Source organism: Chryseobacterium gambrini, from assembly GCF_027920505.1.
Taxonomy (GTDB): Bacteria; Bacteroidota; Bacteroidia; order Flavobacteriales; family Weeksellaceae; genus Chryseobacterium; species Chryseobacterium gambrini.
Genome location: NZ_CP115857.1, coordinates 1,112,870 through 1,139,654 on the forward strand (window position 1 = coordinate 1,112,870; position 26,785 = coordinate 1,139,654).

Consider the following 26,785-nt stretch of genomic DNA (forward strand, 5'->3'; position numbering starts at 1 on the left):
ATTTATAGTATTTAATTTTAATGCAAAGTCTGCAAGTTTTTAAATCCAAAACGTTTTTAAGTTTGCAGAGGCTTTATACTCTGTTGTAATCATCTTCGATTCTTACGATGTCATCTTCTCCAAAGTACGTTCCGTGCTGAACTTCAACAAAAATAACCGGCTCAGAAGTTTTATTTTCTATTCTGTGGTGTGCTCCAAGAGGAATCTGTGCAACCTGCCCGATTGTGTAATCTCTTATGTCTTCATCAATCGTAATGGTTCCGACTCCTGAAACAATTGTCCAGACTTCTGCTCTTTTATGATGATACTGCAAAGATAATCTTCCACCGGGATTCACCTGTATTCTTTTTACTTTATGAGTTTTTGAATCATCCAGTACCCAATATTCTCCCCAAGGTCTTACGTCATGTTCCATACTAATGTTTATTAAATTTTAAATTTTTATTTGTTGAATTTTACCTGAATATCGTCTACATACATAGTTCCTGTAGCTTCCGAAAGAGCCAGCATAATTCTGTATTTTCTAGAACCTGCGGGAACAGCAAGAATTTTTGAAAACTTTTGCCAGTCTTTAGCGCCCGAAACAAAAAATACTGGCTGATCGTCTCCTGTTTTTGCAGTTCCGTCTTTGGTGAATTCTACGATCATTACTCCTTTATTCCAGTCGTTTTTTCCGGGTTTCAGGTCTTTTGTTTTTGCAAATGCAGAAATATCCAGTGTTTTGCTTCCATCGGGGATATCTGCAATCTGATCTATTCCGAACCAAACAGGATTTGAAGAAGACAGCTTTAAGCTTTTCTGTCCTTTTACTTTTTCTTCGGAGGTGATTTCAGCGGTTCCTCTCCAGTTTTCCAGTCCGTTTTCAAAATCAGCATTTTTTAAAGTTGCAATTTCCAGCGGAGTAGAATCGGTAATCACTTTCACCTCATATTTTTTGGTTTCTTCCTCCTGAATTTTATTAAGATCTTCCTGTGTAAGCGGTGTGATTTTAATATCATCAAAATAGAAACTTCCCGTACATTCGGATAAGGCAATCATGAGTCTTCCGGAACGGTCTTTATTTAACGGAATAACTTTTTTATATTCCTTCCATGGAGTTGTTCCTTCCAAAGCGGCAATATCTTCTCCTTTACCATTAATTTCGGCAATTACCACCGCTTTGTTCCATTCGTTTTTTCCTTTTTCCACGCCGTCTGCTTTCAGCCATGCAGAAACTTCGATCGCCGCTGTATTTTTAGGAATACTGAAGGTCTGATCGATACCCTTCCACTGCGGAGCAGTATACTCTGTAATTCCCCCTCCTTTACTTCCTGTATGTTTCGTATACGGATTAATTGTCATTGCACTTTCATTATTCCAGCCTTGAGCATCCATTTCAAAACCTCCGTTACTGATGAGATTTTTCTGACCACAGAGTGCCAATGAAGCTAAAATAAAAATGCTTAAAATATTTTTTTTCATTCAGATTCTTTTTCTGTTAATTGTATAAAATTCCGGCTATGGTTGCCTGAAGAGCCATCTGCGGTTTAAGGGTTAAGTTTTTAAAATCTGTGGCATAAGGTGTTGCCGGCGTGGGAACATAATATGTATTTCCTGCATTGCTCCAAAAGCATACGTATGAAATTTTAACGTTATTCGATGTAATGGCTGGATGTACAAGCGATGTAAAGTGGTTAGACGTTCTGGCTGGACTGTTCTGGCTGGAGTATCCTGTTTCCGTTAACGCTGCTATTTTATTTTTCTGGATGGCAAGATCAGATATTACTTTTATTTTGCTGTTGGCTGTATTTGCCCCTGCTGTTGTCTGGGCTATAAAATCATAATAATTGTCCATTCCTAAAACGTCTACATACTGATCTCCCGGATATCTCGAAAGGTAGGCTGAAGAAGTTGTGTAGGAAGCATCCGGTGCAAAAGCGTATAGTACATTATGAACATTCATGGTATTTCTGAGATAGTTTACGGTAAACTGCCAAAGCTGTTTATATTCGTCTGCTGTACAGTAAGCTGCTCCCCACCAGAACCAGTCGCCGTCAAATTCATGAAAAGGTCTGAAGATCACGGGAATTTCCTCGCCGACGCTCCCTTTAAGATTTTTAAACACAGAAGCCACTTTCTGGAGTTTGGTAAGGTACCAGTTGTGGTTGGCTCCGCCGGGAAGAATACTTTTAAAAGCGTTCTGCTTTTGAGAAGCCGTCATTTCCGAGGTATAGAAAGTAGTTTCATTGTAAGGTTCTCTCAAATGCCAGCAAAATGTTACCGCCATCCCTTTCTGATAGGCTTCTTTTGCTGCTGCCACAATTTTCTGCTCCTGCTGATAATACCAATTGGAAGCATTCGCCTGATAATTTTTGTCGGTAATGAACATGAGATCCAATCCGATAAGCGCAGGATCGGATCCTGTTGCTTTTTTTACATCAGACATGGAAGTATTATCCTGATAATACGTGTAAAACGCATCTTGGTGACCTACGAGAATTTTAGTTCCGGCATTATTTTTTAAATTATAAAATAACAATTGAGTCTTTTGGGTAGCATTTGCATCTGAGGTATTATTCACGAGTTTATTTATGGATTCTGAAGGCTGAGAGGTGCTATTCTCAACGGGATCGTTTTCTGAAGACTGACAGGAAAGAATTCCTACGAAGAAAGATATCAGAAAAAATTTACTTTGAATTTTCATTTTAAAATGTTTTTGAAAGTTAATATTATTGTGATTTGAATGTTTCTTTTTATTACTTCCAGTGATTTTTCAAATTATTTTCTTTTCCTGTCGTGTCTATAAATAATAGCTGCAAAATGCAAAGTGTATTACTTTATTCTTTTAATGATCTCTAAACAGGCTCTCCCGTTGTGATAAGGGCATTTCCAGAATCCTGCTTTGTCTTTTTCGATGGGACGATACTTTTCATCGATTCCCCAGATCCATTCTCCGTTTTTTTTATCAATGATGTATCTTTCTGTGAATTCCACATTTTTTTTAAAAGCATTAAAGTATTTTTCGTCATTGGTAATCTGGTAAGCGTTCAGAAAACCAATCCACAATTCCGCCTGCGGCCACCAGTGTTTTTCTGAAATAAGCTGACCGGATTCCGGCTCGTATTCATACCATAATCCTCCGTCTTCATCCAGGCCTTCGAATATTGCATCCGCCATTTTCACAGCATAATTTTTGTACAGGACAATCAGGTTTTCGTCTTCTATAGCTTCTGCACACCATTGCAGCAACCATGCTGCTTCAATACCGTGTCCGTAAGAAATCACATCTTTCTTTTCGTTCCAATTTTCATCAAAAAACAGTCTGAGATGCCATGAATCTTTATTGATGAAATATTGATCTATTGTTTCCAGCAACTGAATAATATTCTGTTTCAAATCTTCATCTTTCCATACGAGATAAAGGTTGGCAAATGCTTCTACGATATGAAGATGCGTATTCATGGTCTTTTTTTCGTTAGCATCTTTTTCGCTGAGGCGCATGTCTTCAATCTCTTTCCAGTCTTCGGTATATGCTTCAAAGTAGCCTTTATTCACTTTATCAAAAGAATGATTCTGAATGCTGTGATAGAGGGTTATCGCCAAATCCAGTGCCTCTTTATCATTTGAAACCTTATAAAATTCGCTCAAACCATAAATAACAAATGAAATGGCATAGATCTGATTTTTGGAATCTTTTACCGTTCCATCTGCATTAATGCTCCAATAGATTCCTTTGTGTTCCGGATTGTAAAATTTGCTTTTAATCTCTTCAAAAGCTCTTTTCGCCATATTGAGATCTTCCGGATTCTGAGTAGCAGAAAATGCTGCGGAAAAAGTCCAGAGAATTCTCCCATACATTACAGAACCTTTTTCTGCTGCCGGATTTTTCTGTTCGCTAAAGTCAATCTCACCTATAAAACCTCCGTTTTTTTCGTCAATTGTATTCTTTCTCCAGTAATTCAGGATATTACGGAGCTCATTTTGCATCGTATTTAAGAGAAATTCTGTCTGCATTTTGAGATTAAATCTGATTATCTTTAAAATTGAAAATGTTTCTGCAGTACTACAGTTATTTGGAAACCATGTTATTATCTACAATTTCAATGATTGTTTTCACCGATTCGGATGAGGTAAGTCTGTCTTCTGCCGTGTTGATGCAATAATCCGTTAATTGTTCAATTGAAGAAACCGCTACGTGCATTCTGGTGTCTGATGATGCGTAATAGATAAAAACTTTACCATCTTCATCGGCGATCCATCCGTTTGAAAACAACACGTTGGAAACATCTCCTACTCTTTCCTCATTTTCCGGAGCCATAAAATATCCGGCAGGTTTGTAGATTACTTTTCCCAGTTCGTTTAGATCTGTCATGAATAAATATAAAACGTAGCGCAATCCGGCAGCCGTGTTACGCACTCCGTGCGCCAGATGCAGCCAGCCTTTTTCTGTTTTAATAGGAGCCGGACCCAGACCGTTTTTCAGCTCATAAACTGTATGATAGGTTTTTCCGTAGATAATTTCTTCATTTTCCACCACAGGATTCGTCATATCTGCAACATAGCCAAGTCCGATTCCTCCTCCTGCTCCAACATCGATAAATCCGTCTTGAGGACGCGTATAAAGAGCATATTTTCCGTTTACAAATTCAGGATGCAGAACAACGTTTCTCTGTTGTCCTGTATTGGAAATCAAATCCGGAAGCCTTTCCCAGTCCACTAAATTTTTTGTTCTTACGATACCCGCATTTGCAATTGCCATAGAAGTGTCTCCTTTCGGCGCATTGGGATCTTTTCTTTCTGTACAGAAAATTCCGTAAATATATCCGTCTTCATGCTGAATTAAACGCATATCGTAAACGTTTGTATCGGGATTTCCTTCAATCTGAGGAATAACGACAGGTTTTTCCCAAAAACGGAAATGATCTGTTCCGTTCGGAGATTCTGCAATTGCAAAAAATGATTTTCTGTCGTAGCCTTCTACTCTTACAGAAAGAATATATTTATCGTTCCACTTCATTGCACCGGCATTAAAAGCAGCATTGATCCCGAAACGTTCCATAAAAAAAGGATTTCTTTCGGCATCCATATCAAAACGCCATTCTAAAGGAATATGAGCCGCCGTAACGACAGGGTTTTTATATCTTGTAAAAATTCCGTTTCCGGCATGATCTTCCGGAGAATTTTTTTGAGCAATCAGCTTTTCAAATTCTTCTGATACTTCATTAAATCTTGTATTGAATAAATCACTCATTTTACTATATTATTTTATATTTTGTTTGTAATAGAATTATATTGTATCCGGTATTCAAATGTTTTCGATTTGAATATTTTTTAGTTTTCTTTTCTTCTCTGTTCCAATTCTTCAGTAATTGATGAAAGTTTTTCTTCCGTTAAAGGATAAACAAAAATGAAAAGCATAGAAATGATGGCTCCTGCCGCTGGAAGAATACTCAGCATCAATCTGATTCCGGTCTGTGCATTTTCTGTCTGTACAACATTCGCCTGAAACCCAAAGTAAGCCAAAAGCCATCCTGTTGCAGCTCCACCGAATGCCCAACCCAATTTCTGGGACATTGATGATGCCGAGAATACAAGTCCTGTTGCTCTTCTTCCCTGTTTCCATTCCGAATAGTCTGCGGTATCAGCATACATCGACCATAAAAGAGGGAAAATGCATCCTGCACAAATGCTTATGAAAAATTGCAGCAGCAAAATCATCATGATGTTATCTTTCGTAAGGAAATAGAATATGATACTGAGAACTGCCGCTGATAACATGGCTGCAAAGAATGTTTTTTTCTTACCGAATTTATTGGCTAAAGGTGTAGCCAAAACCACTCCCACAATGTTAGCTGCCTGTCCTAAAACCAGATAAATGGTAAGATAGGACATCCCTGTTCCCATACCGAAAAGGGAAAAGGTTTCCTGATCTGTTTTTGCCAGATAATATTTAAAATAATAAATCGCTCCACCGTCTCGAATGGTATTGAAAAGCAATGTGGCAACTCCGGCTCCCAAAAGAATCCACCATGGTTTGTTTTTCCAAAGATCATTGAGATCTTCTTTTAAGGTAGACTGGTCTTTTTTTATAGGTTTGATGCGTTCTCTCGTCCCCGCAAAACATCCCCAAAACAGCAGCGTCGTCATGACTCCGAATACAACAATGGTATAAAACCAGCCTTGTGAAGAGGTTAAAGTTCCGTCTCCAAAATATTTTACAAGAGGTTCTATCATCCAAAGCGCAATAAGGCTGCCTGCGAAAGCAAAAACCATTCTGTAAGAAGCCAGTGTAGTTCTTTCTTTACCGTCGGAAGACATCACGCCAAGTAATGATGCATAAGGAACGTTGATGAGTGAATACACCATCATCATTAAGGAATATGTGATGTATGCATAGATCAATTTTCCGTTGTTTGCAAAATCAGGGGTATAAAAGGTTAATACACCAATGATGGCAAAAGGAACGGCAACCCATAATAAAAAAGGACGGAATTTTCCCCATTTTGTATCGATCCTGTCTGAGTAAATTCCCACAAACGGATCGAAGAAGGAATCCCATACTTTGGTTACCAAAAACATGGTTCCTACCGCCGCCGCCGCAAGACCAAACACATCGGTATAGAAAAAAAGCAGATACATGCTGAAGATTTTCCAGAACATAGAGGATGCGGCATCTCCAAATCCGTAAGCCACTTTTTCTTTTATATTTATCTTTTCGTTATTCATTAATTTTCTTTTAATGATTAAATTTTAAAATTGTTTTTAAAATAATTTACGATGGGTATCGTTTATTATTTATACACATTTGTTTTCTGTATATCTTTCAGGAACAATGTGTTGCCGAGATTGTAAAAATCTCTGAAATCCTGTTCATTCGGATGTCCTTTGTAAGGTACATAATAATGCATTTTTTTCTCTTCCGTCAATCCGTGATTTCTCCATGTCAGAACGTAAGAAATTTTGTAGTTTCCGATGGCTTCCGTTAAAGTTTTTGTCCAGAAACGGTTGTACGGAATCTGCTCATATCCTGTTTCAGCAAGAGCCGGAATTTTGTGATGTTCTTTCGCAATTTCATCCATGATGGCAAACTGCTTTTGAGAACGTTCTACAAAACCTGTATTGTGTACCGGATTATCAAGCTCATAGATATCAAAGCTTATCATATCCACATATTCATCACCCGGATAAAATTCCAGAAATTCTTCTTTTGTATTAAAGTCTGAAGTATTGTAGATCCAGATGAGATTATTCAGACCTTTTGTTTTGGTAAGATAATCATAGGTCATTTTCCACAACTGTTTAAATTCCTCAGAGCTGCAATTATTTTTTCCCCACCAGAACCAGTTTCCTGTAAGTTCATGATAAGGCCTCCAAAGTACAGGAACCTGTTTTTTATCTTTACCTTTTACCGAAGCGAGATACTCTGAGATCAGATCCAGCCAGTTGAGAAACATCTGATGTTTTTCTCCTCCCGGCAAAATGGTTTTTACGCTTCCTTTCGTATTATCCCATGCGGTTTTTCCTGTGAGCGGATTATTGGCGTGCCAACTGACGGTATTTATTCCGCCCATGTTGTAAACGTCTTCCATCATTTTTTTCATCTGCCCAAAGTTGAAAATATCAATCGGTCCTTTTCCTCCGGATTCTATATTCATGACGTCCCAGCCAAAAACGGAGGGATAATCTCCCGCAGTTTCTTTCACATCGCTTCTCCCATCCTGCATCCTCCAGTTTACACCATATCCCAAATCATCCTGATGTCCGAACATGATTCCTTTATCCATAAGCTGCCAAAGATTTCTGTACAAGTTTTGGGTTTCCGCTGTGGCATTTTTGTTTGATAGTGAAGAAGTATCCTGCGCCGCAAAAAGACCGGCACAGAATACGTTAGAAACTATAATAAAATTTTTTAAAGAATTCATTTATTTTATGTAACGGGACTTTATCCTGCTTTTTTAATTACTTTTTGAGTCCGTATTGTATTTTCTTATGATTTCCCATGTTGACTGGTCTGAGATGAAAACACCGTTTAACCCCTGTTCTTCCATCGGTGGATCTCCCATGTAATCATCACCTTTTTTCCAGAAAACCTGTCCGGGAATCGGTTCTGCAACTCCGTTGAAAGCCCAGAAAGAGCATCCTGCAAAACTTCCTTTCAGATTTCTGTTCTCATTCCACAATTTCAGAGTACTTTCGTAATACTTGTCTCTTAATTTTGTGCTGCTATTGATATCAAAAGAATGTCCGTCTCTCGGAAACCCGAATTCTTCAAGAACCAGCGGTTTGTGAACTTCGTCTGCAATTTTGAGATGAGATTTTATATAGTCTGAGGTTCTGCGGTTCACTTCTTCGAAATCTTTTTCCATCGTCTCATTTGCAAACCAGCCCCAGTTTTTCGGCCAGATATGAATGGTGAGATAATCGATGTTTTTATCTGCATGATTTTCTTTATACAGATCCATATCTTCCGTTCCCTGTACTCCTTCACTTCCTGTAGTTACCAGATGATTTTTATCAAGCGATTTAATGAACGAAGCACTTTCTGTGATGAATTTTTTATACTCTCCGTTAGCTACGGGTCTCATCGGGCGGGGTTCATTGGCAATTTCCCAAGCCATTAGTGTTTTATCTTTTGTATATTTTTTTCCATTCACAGAGTTTCTTCTTGTAACTATTTTTTTGACCTGTTCAAAATACTGATTTTTGCATTCTTCGCAGCTATAAAACTTTGCGGTAAAGTCTCTCTGATCATCCCAATTCAGTTTTTCGGCAGTTTTGTCTTTATCAATTTTATTGTTCCAAAGTAAATATTGCAACCATCCGCCGCTCCATTCCCAGTTATTGGAAAGAAAAAGGATTACTTTCATGTTTCTTTTTCCTGCTTCATCCATAAGAATGTCGAGTCCTTTTAATTTGTCTTCATCAAATTTTCCGGGTTCATATTGATAAGCGGGTTCTACTCTATTCGCTCCGTTCAATTTTCCGGAACCTTCCACTGCGGCAAGAACACGAATATTTTGAATATTTTGAGATTTTAAAAAATCCAGTTCTTTCTTTAATCTGCCGATACCCTTTTCTTCATTTTTTTCCAGCCCGAGATAAGAAGCATACCAAAAGTTGGTTCCTACAAAGTAATACTGCTTTTTTTTAAGTATAAAATGACCATCTTTTACGGTTACAAATTTTTGTGCATTCAGTTTTGCCAATATGCAAAAAAGTAAGATCAATAGTATTTTGAATGGTAATTTCATCGTAAGGAAAATGCTTGAGTATGTTAACATTTGCTTAATGCCAAATTTATTTATGTATCTTGGCGGAATGTAATATTATTTTGTCATTTTTACATATAAATTACACAAATAAACGATAAAAAACTGAAAATCAACACTCATACAAAAGATACAAAATGAGCAAACACTCCGAAATTCTTAGAGAAATAGCTACTATTTCACCCGACGAGACCTTTTTGGTGTTCGACCGCATAAAAAATACGTTCGATTTTCCTCTTCATTATCATCCGGAAATTGAGATCAACTTTATTCTTAAGGGAAAAGGCAATAAAAGAATTGTAGGCGATCATATCGGAGAAATAGATCATATCGAACTGGTGATGATTGGTCCTTACCTTCCTCACTACTGGGATAATTACAGATGCAAATCGAAAAAAATTCATGAAATAACAGTACAGTTTAATCAGGATTTTTTTGAACAGTCTTTAATGAAAAGACGAATCATGAAGCCCATTGACGATCTTATTAAAAATTCTATCCGGGGAATTCTTTTTTCAAAGGAAACCGCAGAAAAACTTAAAGACAACTTCCTGAATTTATCGAAACTCAAAGGTTTTGAAGCTTTTATGGAAATGATGCACATCCTGCATGAGCTCGCTATTGCAGAAAACACTACCATCCTCTCTTCTTACAGCATAGAACTGGAAACTTTTACCGATGACGACAGCATGAAACTTGTATACGATTACGTTCATAAAAATTTCGACAAGAAAATAACACTTGAGGAAGTGGCTGCAGTTTCTAACATGAGCATCGTTACATTCAACAGATTTATAAAGAAGAGAACAGGAAAAACATTCATCAATTACCTGAACGAGATAAGGGTGGGCTACGCTGCAAGATGGCTCATTGAAAAAAAACTGACGGTGTCGGAAGTTGCTTTCGAGTCGGGGTTTAACAATATTGCCAACTTCAATAAAATTTTCAAATCTGTAAAGAAATGTACTCCTTCGGAATTCAAAAATCAATTTACCGGTATTAAAAGGGTTCAATAATTCAACAAAATAATTCTTCTGCTCTTTTTTTGAGATGTTGGTGATGTTTTTTGTTAATATTTTATTAATTCTAAAATACGTAAAAGCGGCTTTTTAGCTATAAAAAGCTATTTTATTTTTCAAATAATTTAAAAAAAAGACACAAATATGACGATAAACAACCACAACAAACTCCTCATTAAAAACAAAATAAATAACTGAAAATCATTTAATTAAAACAAATAAAGCGGAATAAAAATTTAGTAACAGGTAAAATAATACTGAATTATGACAAAATAACATTAATCGCAATTAGCTTCAAAATTTAGCTTTGTCATCAATGTGAACAAAATGTTAATTCAACCTAAACATTAATTTCTTTTCCGTAGCAATTATGAGAAAAATAAACACCCCCTTACTAAGCCCGGTTCTACAGAATAAAGCCGCCTTATTTTTTGCTTTGGCCTTTCTTCCTGTAAGTTGGGTACATGCTCAAAAGACAAAGCGCGATACTTTAAAAGAGACAAAAATTGACGAAGTTGTAATGATAGGTTATGGCGCTCAGAAAAAAACGGATATAAATTCTGCCGTATCTTCTATAAAATCGAAAGACATTCAGGATCTGAAACAGGTTTCCGTAGACCAGATGCTTCAGGGAAAAGTTGCGGGAGTTTCCGTAACGAACGGTAACGGACAGCCGGGAGCAGCTGCTTCTGTACGAGTGCGCGGAACGACTTCCATCAGTTCCAGTAACGAACCATTGTATATTATTGATGGTGTCCCAATTTCCGGAGATGCAACCAACAGTTCCACTACGGGAAGACCGATTGCAGGTAACGATACTTCTGCAACGGGAGGTTCGGGAAACGCCGCAGTTTCTCCGCTTACCTTTCTTAACCCTAATGATATAGAATCAATAGATGTACTTAAAGATGCTTCTGCAACGGCAATCTATGGTTCTAGAGGAGCAAACGGTGTTATTATCATTACTACGAAATCGGGCAAAAAAGGAGCGGGAAAGATAAGCTATGAAGGTTATACATCGGTTTCCAGTATTTATAAATATCTGGATGTGATGAATCTTCAGCAGTATGCAAGATATCAGAATCAATTGTCTGATCTTTTTAATCTTCAGCCAAGACCTGAGTTTGCCCATCCTGAATTGCTGGGTAACGGGACAAACTGGCAAAAAGCGATTTACAAGACTGCTTTTTCTCAAAGCCATCAGCTTTCATTTTCCGGCGGTAAAGATAATACCACATTCTACATTTCGGCGAACTATCTTAATCAGGAAGGTAATATTATCAATACCGGACTCAAAAGATATACGTTCCGGACGAATGTAGATTCTCAGGTAAATAACTGGCTGAAAGTAGGTACGAATATTACAGGCGGGGTAAGTAATGAAAACTTTACGGTAAACCAAAGTTATAACGGGCTTATTTCCAATACGCTTTTACAGGCTCCGGATATGCCGATTTATAATTTTGACGGAAGTTATGCTTCTCCTCCTGCAGGACAAAATGTTAATTATTTCAATCCTGTTGCCGAAGCTCTTACCAATACGAATAAATTAATCCGTAAAAATTTCCTTGGAAATCTGTATGCTGAAGCTAAAATTACGAAAGGACTGAAATACAGAATGGAACTTTCTGCGAATACGGAGTTTTCTGAAAACACAGAATTTCATCCTTCTTATGACAGGGGTTCTCAATTTAATCTGATCGCAGATCTGTATGTGAGAAATCAGGACTGGTATTCTGTAAACTTTAAAAATTTATTAACGTATGATTTTTCTTTAGGAAAGAATAAATTTACGATACTTGCCGGACAGGAAGCACAGGATGTTCATTATAAAGGGTTCAGCTCTATAGGACAGGGGTTTAAATCGAACGATGTTTACGGATTAAATCTTGCGGATGATGTTACAACAACTTCATTCCAAGGAAGCAATTCTCTTTCTTCACTTTTCGGAAGAATTATTTATGATTTCGACGGCAGATACAGCCTTACCGCTTCCATAAGAGCAGACCGTTCTTCGAAATTTGATCCTGAAGCGGATAACGGCAAAAAGCAGTTGGGATATTTTCCGGCAGTTTCTGCTTCGTGGAGAGTAACAAAAGAAAAATTCATGGAATGGATTCCTTCAAACATTATCAGTAACATCCGGTTCCGTGGAGGTTACGGAGAGACAGGAAACCAGAATATTCCAAACAACAGATATACTTCCCTGCTTACTATTTATAATCTTGTAGGGAATCTTTCTAATAAAAATCTGAAGTGGGAATCTATGCAGCAGACGAACATCGGGGTAGATCTTACTTTACTGAAAAGACTTAACGTAGCGATAGACTGGTACAATAAAAAATCGAAGGATTTTCTTTTTCAGGCGCCCCTTCCCAGTTATGTAACCGGAGGAGCGAATTATTACGGAGGTATTGATGCCATGTACTCGAATATCGGTTCTATGGTGAACAGAGGTATTGATCTTAATATTTCTTATGAAACAAAAGGAGAAAATTTCAACTGGACATCAAATCTTGTTGTTTCCAGATACAGAAACAAATTATTGAGTCTTGCGGACGGTTTGTCTGATATTAATACTCAGGTAAACCTGAATGGTTATCTGCCAATGGTGGCAACCAATACTTTAATCGGCGAACCTGTGGGCGTTTTCTGGGGATATAAAACCAATGATCTTTATCGTACGGCAGACCAGCTTAATAATGCACCGACTCAGTTCGGAAGTACACCGAAACTGGGAGACATTCGTTACGTGGATGTAAATGGAGATGGTAAAATCAATGAGTCTGATATGACGATCATCGGAAATCCGCACCCGGATTTTACATTCGGATTTACCAATACTTTCAGATATAAAAATGTAGATCTTTCTGTTTTTGTACAGGGTTCTGTGGGTAATGACATCCTGAATCTTACGAGAAGAAACGGTACAATGAATTCTCAGCTATATCAAAATCAACTGGTGGGTGCGCTTGATTACTGGACGCCCGATAATCCGAATGCAAGTTTACCAAGACCTGTTGCAGACAATAACAGCACCAATCTTCTTATTTCTGACCGTTTTGTGGAAAAAGGAGATTATCTGAGAATACAGAATGTAACTTTAGGATATACCGTTTCCCCTGCTTTTGCTTCTCAGCTTAAACTTACAAGATTCAGAATCTACGTAAGCGCACAGAACCTGTTTACCATTACAAAATACAGCGGATACGATCCTGAAATAGGATCTTTCAATCAAAATGTCTTACTGACAGGAGTTGACAACGGAAGATATCCTTCTCCCCGAACATTTAATTTTGGAGTTAATTTAGATTTTTAATTAATTATTTATGAAAGCTTTACAATATTTTAAACATACAGGTTTAGCCGTTTCATTTTTGGGGCTTGGCCTTCTGTCTTCTTGTAGCAGAGAATTTACAGACCGTCCTTCCGAGGATTCCATCAGTCTGGAGAATTATTATCAGAACAACGAACAGGTACAGGGAGCTACAGACGGAATGTACTACAAAACATGGTTTCAGTTCAATAATAAGTTTTTCTACGCCATTTCGGAAGTAGGTTCGGGAAATATGTACACGAATTCCTCGGATGTGAATGCCATGCGTAATTTTTCCATCAACTCTTCCGATGCGGAAATGTTCAATGGATGGCAGTCGTTGTGGGCGAATGTAGCACAGGCTAATAATCTCATCAATAATTTACAGAAAAGAGCCGGTGCGGGAGTTTCTCAGGCGGTGATCAATCAGGCTTTGGGAGAAGCTTATTTTATCCGCGCCACAGCTTACTTTTATTTAGTGAGATTATGGGGACCTGTTCCTATAATTATTGATAATGAAGCCGTTGCAGCCAATCCTAAAGTAAACACTAATTTTACAGATGATGTATATGAGCTGATCCGGAGAGACTATTCCAAAGCGATAGAATTACTGCCTGCAAAAATAAGAGGCGGAGACTATTCTTCGAACGCGAAGGTTTCTAAAGGTTCTGCTAAAGCTTTTCTTGCAAAAGTTTATTTGTACAATAAAAATTATATAATGGCAAGACAGCTTGCTGAAGAGGTTATCAACAGCGGAGAATTTAAATTATTAGGAGGAACATCGCAATATTCTCTTACCAGTAAATCTTTCGGAGATCTGTTCACTTATCCCAACAACAATAATGAAGAATCTATATTCGCATTGCAGTGGAAAGGGGATATTAACTATGGATCTGCGAATAACTGCAACACGCAATTTGGGATCAGCAACGGAACGTATTCTACCTCCAATGCGTCTTACGGCGGTGTTTTTGCGCCTTCTCAGGATATTTTAACGTTATATGATACGAATGATGTAAGAAAAGCCAATACCATCATGTTTCCCGGATATACGTATACGGATATAAAAGTTAAAAACGGACAGAATTTTCAGACAGGCTTTACTGTACCGGCAGCAGACCAGATCGGAGGTCAAGGTGCAGGTGCAGCCATTAAAAAATATTGCATCGGAATTGTAAATGGTAATTCTACAGGTCCTGTAGACAGTTGGGCAATGATGAACAACAATACGTACATTATGAGATTTGCAGAACTTCTGCTGATTGATGCCGAAGCGATTCTGGCAGGTGGAAATTCTACTTCCGACAGCAATGCCTTAAAGGTTTATAATGCTGTAAGAAACAGAGCAGGTCTGTCGAATGTTACTTCCTTTACTTTTGATGATTTGTTTAAAGAACGAAGAAGAGAGCTTGCTTTCGAAGGCGATTATTGGTTTGATCTCGGAAGAATCGATCGCAGTAAAGCCATCGCCATCATGTCTGCTCAGAACCGTGGAAATATGTATACTGCTGAATATTTTACACCTTCTTCCAGCAGCTTCACCCTGCCTTATCCTGCAAATGATGTAGCTAAAAATCCGAAGCTTTTGGATAGCCCGGTACATTATCAATTTTAAAATTTACAGAAAATGAAAAATAAAATATTTTATACGAAATTATTGGCATGGCTCATTCCTATCATCGGTTTGCTTTCTGTACAGTCCTGTAACAACGAGGATGATGATATGAAGGGGACGACTCCTGTTATCGAACTGGTTTCTGCATCGGTAGATGCCAACAACAAGCCTGTAGATCCTTTGGTAAGCACCCATATCGGTTATCCGTCTAATACTTATGTCATTAAAGGTTATGGTTTTGCCAGTCTCAGACATATCTATTTTAATGATTATGAGTCTACCTTTAATCCTAATCTGGTTACAGATAACGCGATCATTATTACCATCAATATCAAAACACCTTATGTTAACGGAAGTAATAAACTAAAATTAGTGACCGCAACCGGAACCGTTGAGTATGATTTTGTCATTGCTCCTCCATCTCCGATTTTTAACGGATTCCAAAGCATCAACGCTGCCGACGGAACCAATATTACTCTTAAAGGGAACTATTTCGTTAACCCGACAGTAAAAGTAGGCAATACGGATGCTGCTATTGTTTCTTACGATCTTACCCATATTGTTGCCACGCTTCCCGCAGGATCTCAGGGTAAAAAAGTGTCTGTAACTACTTTATCGGGAACTGTTACGTACTCGTCTCAAATAGGCACTTCAATTTATGATGATACCTTCTCTGGCGGTATTTCTAATGCTACATGGGCAGGAGATACTTATGATACGGCATACAGCACAGATCCTGCAAACATTAAACAGGGAGAAAAAGCAATAAAATGGGATGTAAAAGCATGGTCTGCTTTCCAGATCGATAACAGTCCTTCTATTCCTTCCGCTGCAAAAGGAATTCGGTTTTATATAAAATCTACCTCTGCAATAAACAATGGATTACGTCTTATCTTAAATTACAGTTGGGGAACTACTCCGTCTATAAGTGTAGGAACAGAATATCAATATGTTGAAATACCTTGGTCGTCTTTCGGATTAGCTTCCGCACCTTCTACAATGAATGTTGTATTCAATAATAACACAGGCAATACCAATACAATATATATGGATGATATTGGTTATTACTATTAAAAAGAGCATTCAGTCATCCCATATATAAATACAGCACAGAATACTAAAGATATTTTTTTTATATAGTTTTATTCTCTTAGACGTACATGGTAAATCATGTACGTCTTTTTTTCAGCCAAATCTATTTTTACACCGACTTTCTTTCTGCCATCCAGCCCCACCATATGTGTCTACAAAGCATATTTTAACTTGTGCCATTCCTACAGAAACGAAAGAAATAACACAAGTAGCATCCTGTTTATTACGCGTGATATACCAAAGTACATCACCATGAGCCACCCCCATGAGGAAACCCTGTGAACTAATAAATCTGCCTCATCTCTGCTGTTTACGACTGCAACCCTTACCTGGGCTTCTCCTGATGATGCAGTCTGATATATTCTTGCCATTTTAAACGTTTTTTATATTATGTACGAAATAATCTCACTAAGGTTTCGCGTATTTCATTCTTTTAAGTAATTGAGTAGTGTGATAGCCGTCGAGAGAGGAACCGGCAACTGTTCCTGCCTTTTCAATATCCAAGATGCCTGTTTCATCCCAGATTTCTTCAGGGAAATATAAGTCTGTAATTTCGCCGACAATTAAGTGCGTACCGTTGCTTTTTACAGAAACAATTTCTTTCAGGATTAACCCGATCTGTATACTCGACTCCTGAACAAAAGGTGCTGAAAAATTATTTTTGTATTCAGCAGTTAGTCCGGAAGCTTCAAATTCTGACTGTTCACGCTTGTATCGTGCCGATGTCTGGTGTGCTTTTTCAAAAATCTCTTTATTCACATGGTTAATGGTATAATAACCTGTCTGTTGTATATTTTCCAGCGTATGTCTTTCAACGGAATCCGGTCGGGAAATAAATCCCATTAAAGGAGGATTCGCGCCGATGTGCATTACAGAATTAAAGACAGCAAGATTGGCTTGCCCATCTTTATTTACGGTTCCAATTAAATTAAGACTTTTAAAGCCACTCAAAGAATTAACAAGTGCCGTTCTTTTCCTTTCTTCTGTTTCGGCTATCTGCTGATTGGTAAAATGAATTAACATTAAGTATTGGGATTTAAATTTTTAATTAAAATATATTTAAAAACAGAATTTAATTCTGCTGATGTTGAATGATTTTTGGAGAAAATGTTATTACGCTTACAAAACTGTATGAGAAAGCCTGTCAATTACATTGTCAATTTTAAAGCATAAATTTTACAGACAATGATTCATTGTCACAGTGCAGTTCTCTTTTTAAACATCTGAAAAAAGACATTCACAAAAATAACGATCGCTGTGATGATTGCCGCAATATAAACGGTCTGGTTGGAATGCTGATTGGCTACCGCAATTGCAATTAATGCCCAGACTGCCACCAAAGCAAAAGCTCCCATCTTCTGTTTCCAAACCATATACAAATGAATAATGGCTGCAACGGCAAACATGATCACCGTCCACACAGTTTCTGAAATTCCAAAGCCTGACCACTGTATTTTTTTAAGATAAGCTGCTATATCGGCAATTAAAGCTACAGAAATCCAGCCCGAATAGATATAAAAAGGCAGACGAAGGAAAATTGCTGTTTTAAGATCTTTAGATTCTAAAATACTACGGTTATTTCCTATAATTTTAAGCAGAGATATGAATAAAACCACCATAATTGGAATGGTAAGAAAAGTATATTCGTACAACCACGTAAATATCCAAAGGCTGTTTGCCACGCAGGAAACGGTAAACCACCAACCGACATTTAAAATAGTTTTTTCTTTGGTATCGGTATTTTTCGTAAACGGGCCGTAATATATAACAAAACCTAAAAGCCCGAGGTAAATCAGTCCCCAAATGGAAAAAGCATATCCTGCAGGAGTGAACAGGTTCTGATATCTGGCTGAAATGGTAGCCATTGTTTCATTATTAAAAATTCCGGTGTTGGAAAGATAGTTTACCACAATGGTTGCCACCAAAACAACTGCATTTAAAATCTGAAATAGCTTTGCCATAATTTATTTTCAGTTAAATTAATCAAATTTACATCAAGCGGAGAAATTCTGCCAACAAAAAAAGTATGAATTTTGAACTCTGTGAAGATTTGAGCTGAATCTGTTTTAGCCTAGCTGAACTTTTACGAAAAAAAAAAGAAAAATAATACTCCCACTTTGAAGTTATACATTTTGTTTTATTTTGGGCTTAATTTTTGACATTAGTTCAAAAAGTGTAGTTGCAGTAGACTTTTTATGGTAGATTTAATTAAAATTTAGTTTGAACGTTCTTCGATCAGATTGACATCGTAAGCATCCTATTCATGTATTCAGTTCTTGAAAAATTTATCCGGAGTAAAGGCGAGATCTCTTCTGAAAAAATAGAGATCATTACTTCTTGTTTTCAGCCGGCGAACACAAAACGAAACGAAATACTTCTCCAATATGATGAGGTATGCAAATGGTATTACTTCATCAATAAAGGATGTATCCGTCTGTTTACCACCACCAAAGACGGAACAGACAGTTCAAGATATTTTGCTTTTGAAGGAAATTTTGCGACTGCTTTGCCCAGTTTTATCGATCAGAAACCGGCACAGGAATATCTTCAGACCATTGAAAAATCGGAGCTGCTCCGCATTTCGAGGAAAGATTTTTATCTTCTCGTAGAAAATGTACCCGAATTTGCCAAAATCTATACCGAAATTCTGGAACTCGGATTCATCATTGCCCAAAAGAGGATTTATGGATTTCAGGGTTTTGATGCTTTGGAAAGAGTAAAATGGCTGATCGAATATCAGCCGCAGCTTTTGCTTCGGGTATCGAACAGAATGGTTGCTTCTTATCTGGGAATATCGCCTTCCACATTAAGCAGAATAAAATCGAAACTGTAAAAACGTTGACATAGAGCAACGTTTTTAATTTTTGGGCTGTCTAACTTTGCAAGACATCGAAGTAATTTAAAATATAGAAAAATGAAATCATTAATTTTTAGCATTCTTTTCGCTCTTTTGTCGATAGGAACTTCTGCACAGAAAAATAATTTTCAGCTATCCACTCATATTCTGGATGTTTCAAAAGGAATTCCTGCTCCGGGAGTTAAAATTAAGCTGGAAAAATACAATGAGCAATCGAAAACATGGTCTTTTGTGGATGAGAAAAGTACAGATACAAATGGCAGAATTCCGGATTTTCTTCCGGCAGAAAAAGAAAATCTCGGCATTTTCAAATTAACCTACTACACGAAAGATTATTTCAAAAAAGACAATACCGAAAGCTTTTATCCTTTTGTTGAGGTCGTGTTTGAAATTAAGGATAAAAATCATTATCATGTTCCCATCACGCTTTCTCCTTATGGATATTCCACGTACAGAGGCAGTTAAAAGTAAAACAGTATTTTGAAAACAGGCTTTAGCATTAATTTGGCTAAAGCTTTGTTTCTTATATTGATTAAAATTGACTAATGCCCATTCCTGTTTATAATCCTACACTGAACTCACGTTAAGTTGCATTCGTAATTTGGGCTGCCTGTACAAATATTCATTTGCCAGTTGTACGCTGTCATCTTTCAAACCAATGAACTGATTTTCTTCTGCGTTATATTCTTTTCCGAAATGAGCGTTTTCATGCTTAAGACAGAGATCAATATCAGAAAATTTCCGGTCGGTTATATACAGACGCAAAGTATCATTAATTGTTGTTATGTAATGAAAATCGCTGCTTTTATTCAGTTCGATCACTAAATGCGGCCAGTTTTTAATGGTCTGTGAATGCATCAGAATTCCGTAATACGATGCATCATAATCAAATACATTTTCCAGAACGTTATTCTGCATAATGTAATCTTCAAAATCTGTCAGGCGCAATTGAGGACCCGCACTGAAAATTCCGAATAAAAAAGCGGTAATCCACGAATTGTCAATTTTAAAATATTTAATGCTTTCCTCCGTACTCAGATCCGGATGAGGAAGAAGGTAATAAACAGGAAAATTTCTGAACTGCATTAATCCTGTAATATAATTCAGCAGCAAATCCGGAACAGCGGGAGGCTGCGTTACTAAAGCAGGCAGATAACTGTATTGGTTTTGTTCCTTTAGCAGATGATGTATTTCCAGATCGTTCTTCCATTTTTTCAATTCCTGAAGAACCTTATTGTCATTCATAATCATTAATCTGCCGAGTTGCCATGCCGCAGAATAGGTCATGTCGTACATCTTCGTATCTTCATTCAAAAGATTAAGATAATCCTGATGATCCGGAACATCCGTCCATCCTCTTTCCTGTATCCAACCATAAAGATCGAATGAATAATTCCAGTTGGTAAAAGGTCCCTGATACCAAGAAACGATTTTTCCTCCTGCTTTCAACTGGTGTTCCAGCGGTATTTTTGCAAGGTCAATTAATTTTCTTACCGCTTCATGATCCACTTTCATGGTCATTTTAAAAGGCTGAAGCTGTAATTCATACAGATAACCTTTTAGGTTTTTACCGTTGTATCTTAAATATTCAAGGATGTAATTATTCTGCTCTTTTTTCCTGTTTTGAGTTTCTTCAAAATCGCGGACGGATTTTGGTTCCGGCAGTTTTTCCCATTCTTGTTTACGTGCTTTTAAATAGGCTTCATTCTCGGATATTAACCGGGCAAGTTCAGGATTGGCTGCTTTTTTCAATTCTTCCAAAGTTAAAACTTCCGAGTCGGCTAAGCCTTTCTGAAACGTATTGAAATCAGGATGTTCTTTCAGCTTATTGATATTAATCTGATAAAGATCTGCACTGATGCTTTCAAAAGACCATTCTGCTAAAACAACGCAGGAATCTGTCTTTTTATATTCATTTGCTCCGCTGAAATTATTTAACTGATATTTCTCTTTTTCCTGATTGTTTACTTCAGCAGAATAATAACAGACGAATACTTTATATTTTGTATTCGGTTCCACCCTTCTGTGAGAGATCACAATGGAAGTTTCTTCGGGAAGATTCAGCTTTTTCAGTTCTTTATGTTCCTGAACTCTTACGTGCGCCAACTGCGAAACGAAATCCCCAGACGGAAAAATTTCGCTGTTTCCTTTTAAAAGATTAAGAATTTTTAGTGGTTTAGGTTCCGCAATGTCTTCCAGTGAATCATTAAGATGGTTGGTATCGCTTTCCAGTATTTCAAAATCTCCGGAAGCCAGTTCTTCTTCTTTCAGCAAAACCAAAAAAATGTAGGGAATTCTGTTTCCTTTATATTTACAGTCAAATTCCCACGGCAAAGTACTTCTCCTGAACTGTATATGCGGAAAAGCTCCTGCAAAATCGCCCGTATGTTCATTGGGAGGATACATTGCCAGTATTTCATTCTGAGGAATAGCGGCGTTGTAACCTTCTACATAGAAAACAATCTCCTGTTGCTGAACTGTCGTGAGATTATTCTGCAGATCAGTCTTAATCTGGTATTTTCCTGATCCTACTGTGGGGATATGCGACGGAGCAATGCCTGTTTTTTCTTCTGCCATTTTAAGCGATTTGATAGGTTCCTAAAGATTTTTTTTTGTATTTGTAAACTTCTGTGGTATTTTCCAGATCGGAATAGTCGATTTCGTCTTCATTTAAAATTCCTAAAACAGTCATCATGCTTTTATCCGGCTGCGCTGAATTTTGTTTATATTTTGCTTCCGGTGCTGTAAAATTATCCTGATAGATTTTAGAACAGGTATCATATAAAGATGTGGTAACAGGATTAATTCCGGATTCTGTTTCAGAAAATTCCAAACGGATGCCTTTGCATATCTCTTTCAACAATTTTGAGCCGGATAATATTTCTTCCAGATCCGGAATTGTATTTGTGTGATTCCAAATGGACTTGGGAAGCGATTTCAGCACCGGAGAAACCTGAAAGGAGGAAAAGTGCGAAACTGCTCCTGTAACCGATAATCCGAGTTTGCTGTCTAACGGAGCAGAATCTTTATAAACCGGATAGATATTCTCCTTTTTTATACTTTCGGCAGTCAGTTGATCTCCATTGATTTCTGTAACCGGAATTTCGGAAAAAATTTCTAACGCAAATGTTTTCGGATTAACCACAATAGATTCTGTTCCGTTCTTTCTCTTTATTTTTTTTATGATTCCTGATGCAATATTACAGACCAGAATTTTTGCAGGTTCGGGTAAAAAGCCAGCAATGAATTCTTCTTTGGTTAATGCAGTATTAATAGACTTCTTATGGTTCCCGAATTTAACTTCCAGTTCATAACCCGCCACTTTAAAAGTCGCCAATCCTCTGAAATCCGGCCCTTCCAGTTGTAATTTGGCACTTAGATTAAATGTCAGATTGATGCTAAAAAGCCATACATCCACCACTATTTTAGCATAGATCTGAACATATACTTCTGCTTTGTAATAAAACGGCTTCCATGAAATAATGAAATCTGCACTGAAGAGAATTCCTATTTCTGCATAAACCACGCGTCCGTTCAGGATAAGATTCAAACCTCCTGCAAGACCTGCCATAATGCAGCTTGGCGTTAAAGCAAAATAGGCTTTACCGTAAAAATTAACAGGCCCCAAATTAAAGCTGAATCCTAAACGCGGCGTATTATTGGGATAGTGAACCGGAACTTTAAAATTGGGATGATACCCCCCCAGAGTAAATACGAAGTCTCCTGCAGCTTCTCCTTTCAGCCACATTCCTAAAGCAAAACCGCCTGTTAATTTCAGTTGAGGCAACAATATATAGTTGTTCTCCGTGAGTTGTCCCTGTGCGAGAAAGGTTCCTTCTTCCAGATCTGCACGCATGGAAAATGCGAATTCAAAATAATAAACTCCTTCCAGCTTCATGGTAGATAAGCCCAAAAGATGTAAAGAAGTTTTATTCCCGAAAGCTACTGCAAGTATTCCTGTAGTAAAAATCATTTTGTAGGAATCAAATTTAATTCCTGCAATAATTACATAACTGTTTTCGCGAACAGGCAAATAACGGTTTAAATCTCCAAAAATCTTTTTAATGGAATCTCCCTGTTTTAAACCTCCCTGGTGAACGATTTTAATGAGGGGAAAATCTGGAATCTCAGTAATCTGAGGCATTATAAAATCTCGGTTTAATCCAAATCCCAAAGCAAATCCGTGGATGTAAAAAGCAGGATCTAAAGGTATGGGAATGCCCAAATATCCGAATGCGAATAATGAAGAATAGTTTGGCGTTTTGATGTAAGATCCAATGGCTATTATTTCAATTTTACCCAATCTGAAGGTTAATAAACCATTGTATTCTTCCGTTCCGTTGTGTATTTCTCTGAAAAATGCTCCTGCTATTGAAAGTGAAGGCGTATCATAGATTATGGCAAGTCCCTGCAAAGTAAACTGAAGATCCTTCCATAATTTTTCCAGACTGAAGTCCTGAAAAACCGTAAAAGGAACTTTAATTCCCAAGCCTACCAACTGCAAACCAAATGGCCCGACATTGAAATCTGCCGATACCGCAATCTGTATGAGATTTTTTTCGATGGAGGGTTTTATCTCATTAATTTTTACCAACGGATGCTGTTTCTCTTTTTCCTGCTGAATATTTCCTGAAGTCCCGGAATTTTGTTTTTTTGCGGGACCTGAAGCTGGGAGCGCAGGAACTTTTATGCCTTTAAGATCAAAACCGGGAAAAGTAATTTTCTGTTCTTTGTTTCCTGTTTTTAAAATCAATCCTGCATTGAATCCCGCGTTGAGAAACAACTTATCATTGTTTATCCAGATTTTCTGACTGATGAAATTTTTCTTCGAAAGGCTGATTAATTTCTCCCGATCAGGCGTTAATGAATTTTCCTTCTGCAAAAGATATACCAGTTCAAGATCTGAAATTGCATATTCTTTAAGATACTCTCCCACCAAAGGCATTTTTGAAAAACTGATGGCTTGGTTAATGGCTACTGAAAACAGTTTGAACTCTTTAGAAAATACACCTTTGAGCTTTATGTGCGGGTATTTTGCTTCCAGTTGAAAAGCGGTAAGGCTTTCTATATCGTCTGAGATTTTATAGATCCCGAAATTAATTTTTTCCGGTACAAAAGGAATGATAATGTCTTTTACATCACCTTCGTCTTCCAGAAGTCCGGAAATATTTTTTGAAACATCCGGCAACTGACCAACCAAAGAAGTTACGGAAACGTCATCATCAATTTTCGTTCTGTTTCCCGTAATTTTAAAGTCAATTTTTTTTATTGAGACATCAAGTTCAAGCTGAATATCAGCTTTTGATAATGATGGTTTTTCCATGATGTAAAGCTGTTTGATGGTTTTCGCGGATCATATTATAAAGATTCAGTTTTTTCTTAAAATCATTATCTTATTTTCATGATATAAGCTAATTTTACGTGCTGTGGATTCGGGACTTCCACCGGAGTTGGGGTTTCATGACCGATCGCAAATTCTGTGGCTATATTTTCGTCTGTACACCAACTGTTTTCTCTGTAAATAGTCTGATTTCTGGAAGTTGCTTTCGTTCCTAAAAAATCAAAATTATTTCCGCCTGTTCCGGCTTCTACTTTATAATATTTTGTGGTAACGGTACTCCAAACCCGCGGAATATTTTTTTCGCTTAGTGTAATGGTATTAGACCTGTTGTAAACCTGACTGTTTTTCTGGCCGATTCCGGAGTTCCCGAGAATAAAGCTTCCTCTAAGATCCGGAGTGTTATTAAAGCCGTCGCAAAAAGCCCAGCCTTCGGGAAGCGTGGTTCCGTAAAATGCAACGATGGCTCCTACCGGTAAAGAAACCAGTTCGTTATTGGTATATAAAGAGTTGTTGACATCGGTTCTGCCGGAAGTGATCTTCACCAGTTCTTTTGATCCTTTCATAATTTTAAGCTCCTCATTAAGTAATTCTATCTGGTTTTTCAGCTTAATGAGATCTGCTGTTAAAGTACTGATGACTGTATTCTGAGAATCCAAAGCATTAATGGTTGCTTTTCCGGAAGTAAGCTTTTCAATGTCTGCTTCATTCGCTTTAAAGTCTTTGATGTTTAAATTTTCTGCCATGATTTTAATGCTTTAGAGTGAGTAAAAGATTTTGCCTGTTTTGATGTGGAATTTCATCTTTCCGTTTCTGTAGCCGGGAATATTTTTGTATTCGAGATAGAAAGGATATGCACCGGACGGATTCACAGGGGCAGATTGTTTTGCTTTTAATCCCGATATTTCCATAATAATGGATGTTCCTTTTTTCAACAGGTATTCTTTCTGAAAACACAGGAAGTCGTTGTCTGTAGATTTGGGTTTTGCAGGTATGGTCGTGAAGGACTGGTGTTCCAGCAATTTGATATTGTTGGTTTGTTTTGCATCATTTTCGAGGATGGTAAAAAAGTTGCCTGTAATCCTGAAACCGCTGTTTTCCGACAGCTTAAGATCCAGCTCGGTGGTGTTGCTTATTGCCAGTCTTATGGTCTGTGCTTCGTTTGCTGTGCCATTGTACAACGTATCGTTGCCTAGAATAAATACTTCGAACGGGCTTTCGTTTTCTCCTCTTATATCCATTATTTCAAAAACTTTATCGATGATGAGAGGCTGAGATTTTGTATAGGTTTTAGAGAATTCATCTTTCGTAAGTGTTATATTATACATTTCAAGCTGCACTAAAATTCTTTCCTGATCTAAGCGGTTCACGATGGAGAGATCATTCAATACTGCGGTTAAATTTATATTTTCAGTGTTCTGATTTTTAAAGCTAAAGGAAATGTGCAGATCGTCTGATTCTTCGGTCTTGTTTGTTTGTACAGCAGAATATTGAAAAAAACCTTTTTTCACTTTAAGTTTTGCCGCACTGTTGTCCTGTCTTTCTATGGTCATCTCTCCCGGAAGAAGTTCGAAGGATAAAGGTTTCGGATCATTTTCTATGACCAGTTTATCAAAAGCGGAATTGTTGCTGAGAGCAAAGCTTACAGTATCAATTAAAGTAGATTTTGAGAGTAAGGTAAGGTGTTTTCCGATAGATGTATTGACGAGGTTTTCTATTTCATCTTTGGAAACATCATGATATACCGACAGATCTGCAATGCGAAGCTGATCTCCGTCTTTATTCCCTCCGACAATGATGTTCTGATCTTCAGCAGCGTCGTTAAATGAAATTACGGCTTTTTTCAGAACTAAGAAATTATCATCCGTAATATAAAGCTCTATATTTCCTGAAGAATTATAATAAACGGAGGCATTAAACCAGTGGTTTTCCCGGATTCTGAAGTCTTCATCGTTTATTCTGACGTTACTTTTAAAAGAGACAGCGTTTCTGTTATTAGATTTGATGACGCTCAGTATTTTATCCCCGATGGTGATGAGATTAAGAGCCTCGCTGCTGTTTTTTTTATGATAGTTAAAAAAGAAATTAATTAAAGTTCCTTCTTTACCGATGCTTTTTTTAAAGGTTAATTCTAACTGGGTTTTATCTTTAAAATTGAGATAAGAACCTTTATACTCATCAAAATCAACATTTAAAGCATTATTTTGTAACCCGGACTGAACCTGGTTTTTGTAATTATTAACAATGTCATTATTCACTAAATTATCCAGTGGAAAGTAATATAACAGTTTTGCCATGAT

Annotated in this window: 21 protein-coding genes; 6 read left to right on the top strand and 15 right to left on the bottom strand. The window is 37.3% G+C overall.

Annotated elements, in window-relative coordinates:
* Nucleotides 1-73: 73 nt before the first annotated feature.
* The 8 genes from PFY09_RS04915 to PFY09_RS04950 all read right to left on the bottom strand — a co-directional run bounded on the left by PFY09_RS04915 (nt 74) and on the right by PFY09_RS04950 (nt 9,260).
* A complete protein-coding gene (locus PFY09_RS04915; protein WP_271161624.1) occupies nt 74-415 on the bottom strand; it encodes a phosphomannose isomerase type II C-terminal cupin domain in 342 nt (113 codons plus the stop codon).
* Between the two features lie 26 nt (nt 416-441).
* Entirely contained in the window at nt 442-1,461 is a 1,020-nt protein-coding gene (locus PFY09_RS04920) for a hypothetical protein (RefSeq protein WP_271161625.1), read from the bottom strand.
* Nucleotides 1,462-1,477: 16 nt separating this feature from the next.
* Entirely contained in the window at nt 1,478-2,683 is a 1,206-nt protein-coding gene (locus tag PFY09_RS04925; protein WP_271161626.1) for a glycoside hydrolase family 26 protein, read from the bottom strand.
* Between the two features lie 128 nt (nt 2,684-2,811).
* On the bottom strand, nt 2,812-3,993 hold the full coding sequence (locus PFY09_RS04930) for an AGE family epimerase/isomerase (protein ID WP_271161627.1): 1,182 nt from the start codon (nt 3,991-3,993) through the stop codon (nt 2,812-2,814).
* Nucleotides 3,994-4,048: 55 nt separating this feature from the next.
* The gene (locus PFY09_RS04935; protein ID WP_271161628.1) at nt 4,049-5,230 is read right to left on the bottom strand and encodes a glycoside hydrolase family 130 protein; all 1,182 of its coding nucleotides are present in this window, start codon (nt 5,228-5,230) and stop codon (nt 4,049-4,051) included.
* An 80-nt stretch (nt 5,231-5,310) separates the two neighbouring features.
* Complete coding sequence (locus PFY09_RS04940; RefSeq protein WP_271161629.1) at nt 5,311-6,705, bottom strand: MFS transporter; 1,395 nt, start codon at nt 6,703-6,705, stop codon at nt 5,311-5,313.
* A 65-nt stretch (nt 6,706-6,770) separates the two neighbouring features.
* Nucleotides 6,771-7,901 carry a glycoside hydrolase family 26 protein gene (locus PFY09_RS04945; protein ID WP_271161630.1) on the bottom strand — a complete coding sequence of 377 codons (1,131 nt, stop codon included), beginning with the start codon at nt 7,899-7,901 and terminating at the stop codon, nt 6,771-6,773.
* A 33-nt stretch (nt 7,902-7,934) separates the two neighbouring features.
* On the bottom strand, nt 7,935-9,260 hold the full coding sequence (locus PFY09_RS04950; protein WP_271161631.1) for a glycoside hydrolase 5 family protein: 1,326 nt from the start codon (nt 9,258-9,260) through the stop codon (nt 7,935-7,937).
* A gap of 125 nt (nt 9,261-9,385) precedes the next feature.
* On the opposite strand from PFY09_RS04950, the gene PFY09_RS04955 reads away from it, so the two are divergent.
* The 4 genes from PFY09_RS04955 (at nt 9,386) to PFY09_RS04970 (ending at nt 16,272) form a co-directional block, all read left to right on the top strand.
* Entirely contained in the window at nt 9,386-10,264 is an 879-nt protein-coding gene (locus PFY09_RS04955) for a helix-turn-helix domain-containing protein (protein WP_271161632.1), read from the top strand.
* 373 nt (nt 10,265-10,637) lie between these two features.
* Nucleotides 10,638-13,586: a SusC/RagA family TonB-linked outer membrane protein gene (locus PFY09_RS04960; RefSeq protein WP_271161633.1), complete on the top strand. Its 2,949-nt coding sequence runs from the start codon at nt 10,638-10,640 to the stop codon at nt 13,584-13,586.
* Between the two features lie 10 nt (nt 13,587-13,596).
* Nucleotides 13,597-15,198 carry a RagB/SusD family nutrient uptake outer membrane protein gene (locus tag PFY09_RS04965; protein ID WP_271161634.1) on the top strand — a complete coding sequence of 534 codons (1,602 nt, stop codon included), beginning with the start codon at nt 13,597-13,599 and terminating at the stop codon, nt 15,196-15,198.
* 12 nt (nt 15,199-15,210) lie between these two features.
* Nucleotides 15,211-16,272: an IPT/TIG domain-containing protein gene (locus tag PFY09_RS04970; protein ID WP_271161635.1), complete on the top strand. Its 1,062-nt coding sequence runs from the start codon at nt 15,211-15,213 to the stop codon at nt 16,270-16,272.
* Between the two features lie 200 nt (nt 16,273-16,472).
* Here the strand turns inward: PFY09_RS04970 and PFY09_RS04975 are convergent, their stop codons facing one another.
* The 3 genes from PFY09_RS04975 to PFY09_RS04985 form a co-directional block, all read right to left on the bottom strand.
* Entirely contained in the window at nt 16,473-16,661 is a 189-nt protein-coding gene (locus PFY09_RS04975; RefSeq protein ID WP_271161636.1) for a hypothetical protein, read from the bottom strand.
* 37 nt (nt 16,662-16,698) lie between these two features.
* On the bottom strand, nt 16,699-17,313 hold the full coding sequence (locus PFY09_RS04980) for a flavin reductase family protein (RefSeq protein WP_271161637.1): 615 nt from the start codon (nt 17,311-17,313) through the stop codon (nt 16,699-16,701).
* A gap of 173 nt (nt 17,314-17,486) precedes the next feature.
* Nucleotides 17,487-18,251: a tryptophan-rich sensory protein gene (locus tag PFY09_RS04985; protein WP_256038610.1), complete on the bottom strand. Its 765-nt coding sequence runs from the start codon at nt 18,249-18,251 to the stop codon at nt 17,487-17,489.
* 302 nt (nt 18,252-18,553) lie between these two features.
* On the opposite strand from PFY09_RS04985, the gene PFY09_RS04990 reads away from it, so the two are divergent.
* A complete protein-coding gene (locus tag PFY09_RS04990) occupies nt 18,554-19,123 on the top strand; it encodes a Crp/Fnr family transcriptional regulator (protein ID WP_271161638.1) in 570 nt (189 codons plus the stop codon).
* 81 nt (nt 19,124-19,204) lie between these two features.
* The gene (gene uraH / locus PFY09_RS04995; protein ID WP_271161639.1) at nt 19,205-19,612 is read left to right on the top strand and encodes a hydroxyisourate hydrolase; all 408 of its coding nucleotides are present in this window, start codon (nt 19,205-19,207) and stop codon (nt 19,610-19,612) included.
* 102 nt (nt 19,613-19,714) lie between these two features.
* On the opposite strand, the gene PFY09_RS05000 is transcribed toward uraH, so the two are convergent.
* From PFY09_RS05000 to PFY09_RS05015, 4 genes are all read right to left on the bottom strand, one after another.
* The gene (locus PFY09_RS05000) at nt 19,715-21,724 is read right to left on the bottom strand and encodes a hypothetical protein (protein WP_271161640.1); all 2,010 of its coding nucleotides are present in this window, start codon (nt 21,722-21,724) and stop codon (nt 19,715-19,717) included.
* 1 nt (nt 21,725) lies between these two features.
* On the bottom strand, nt 21,726-24,470 hold the full coding sequence (locus PFY09_RS05005) for a DUF6603 domain-containing protein (RefSeq protein WP_271161641.1): 2,745 nt from the start codon (nt 24,468-24,470) through the stop codon (nt 21,726-21,728).
* A gap of 65 nt (nt 24,471-24,535) precedes the next feature.
* Nucleotides 24,536-25,231: a phage tail protein gene (locus PFY09_RS05010; RefSeq protein ID WP_076395908.1), complete on the bottom strand. Its 696-nt coding sequence runs from the start codon at nt 25,229-25,231 to the stop codon at nt 24,536-24,538.
* Nucleotides 25,232-25,243: 12 nt separating this feature from the next.
* Nucleotides 25,244-26,782 (bottom strand): hypothetical protein, encoded by a 1,539-nt coding sequence (locus tag PFY09_RS05015; protein WP_271161642.1) that lies wholly within the window; start codon nt 26,780-26,782, stop codon nt 25,244-25,246.
* Nucleotides 26,783-26,785: the final 3 nt, after the last annotated feature.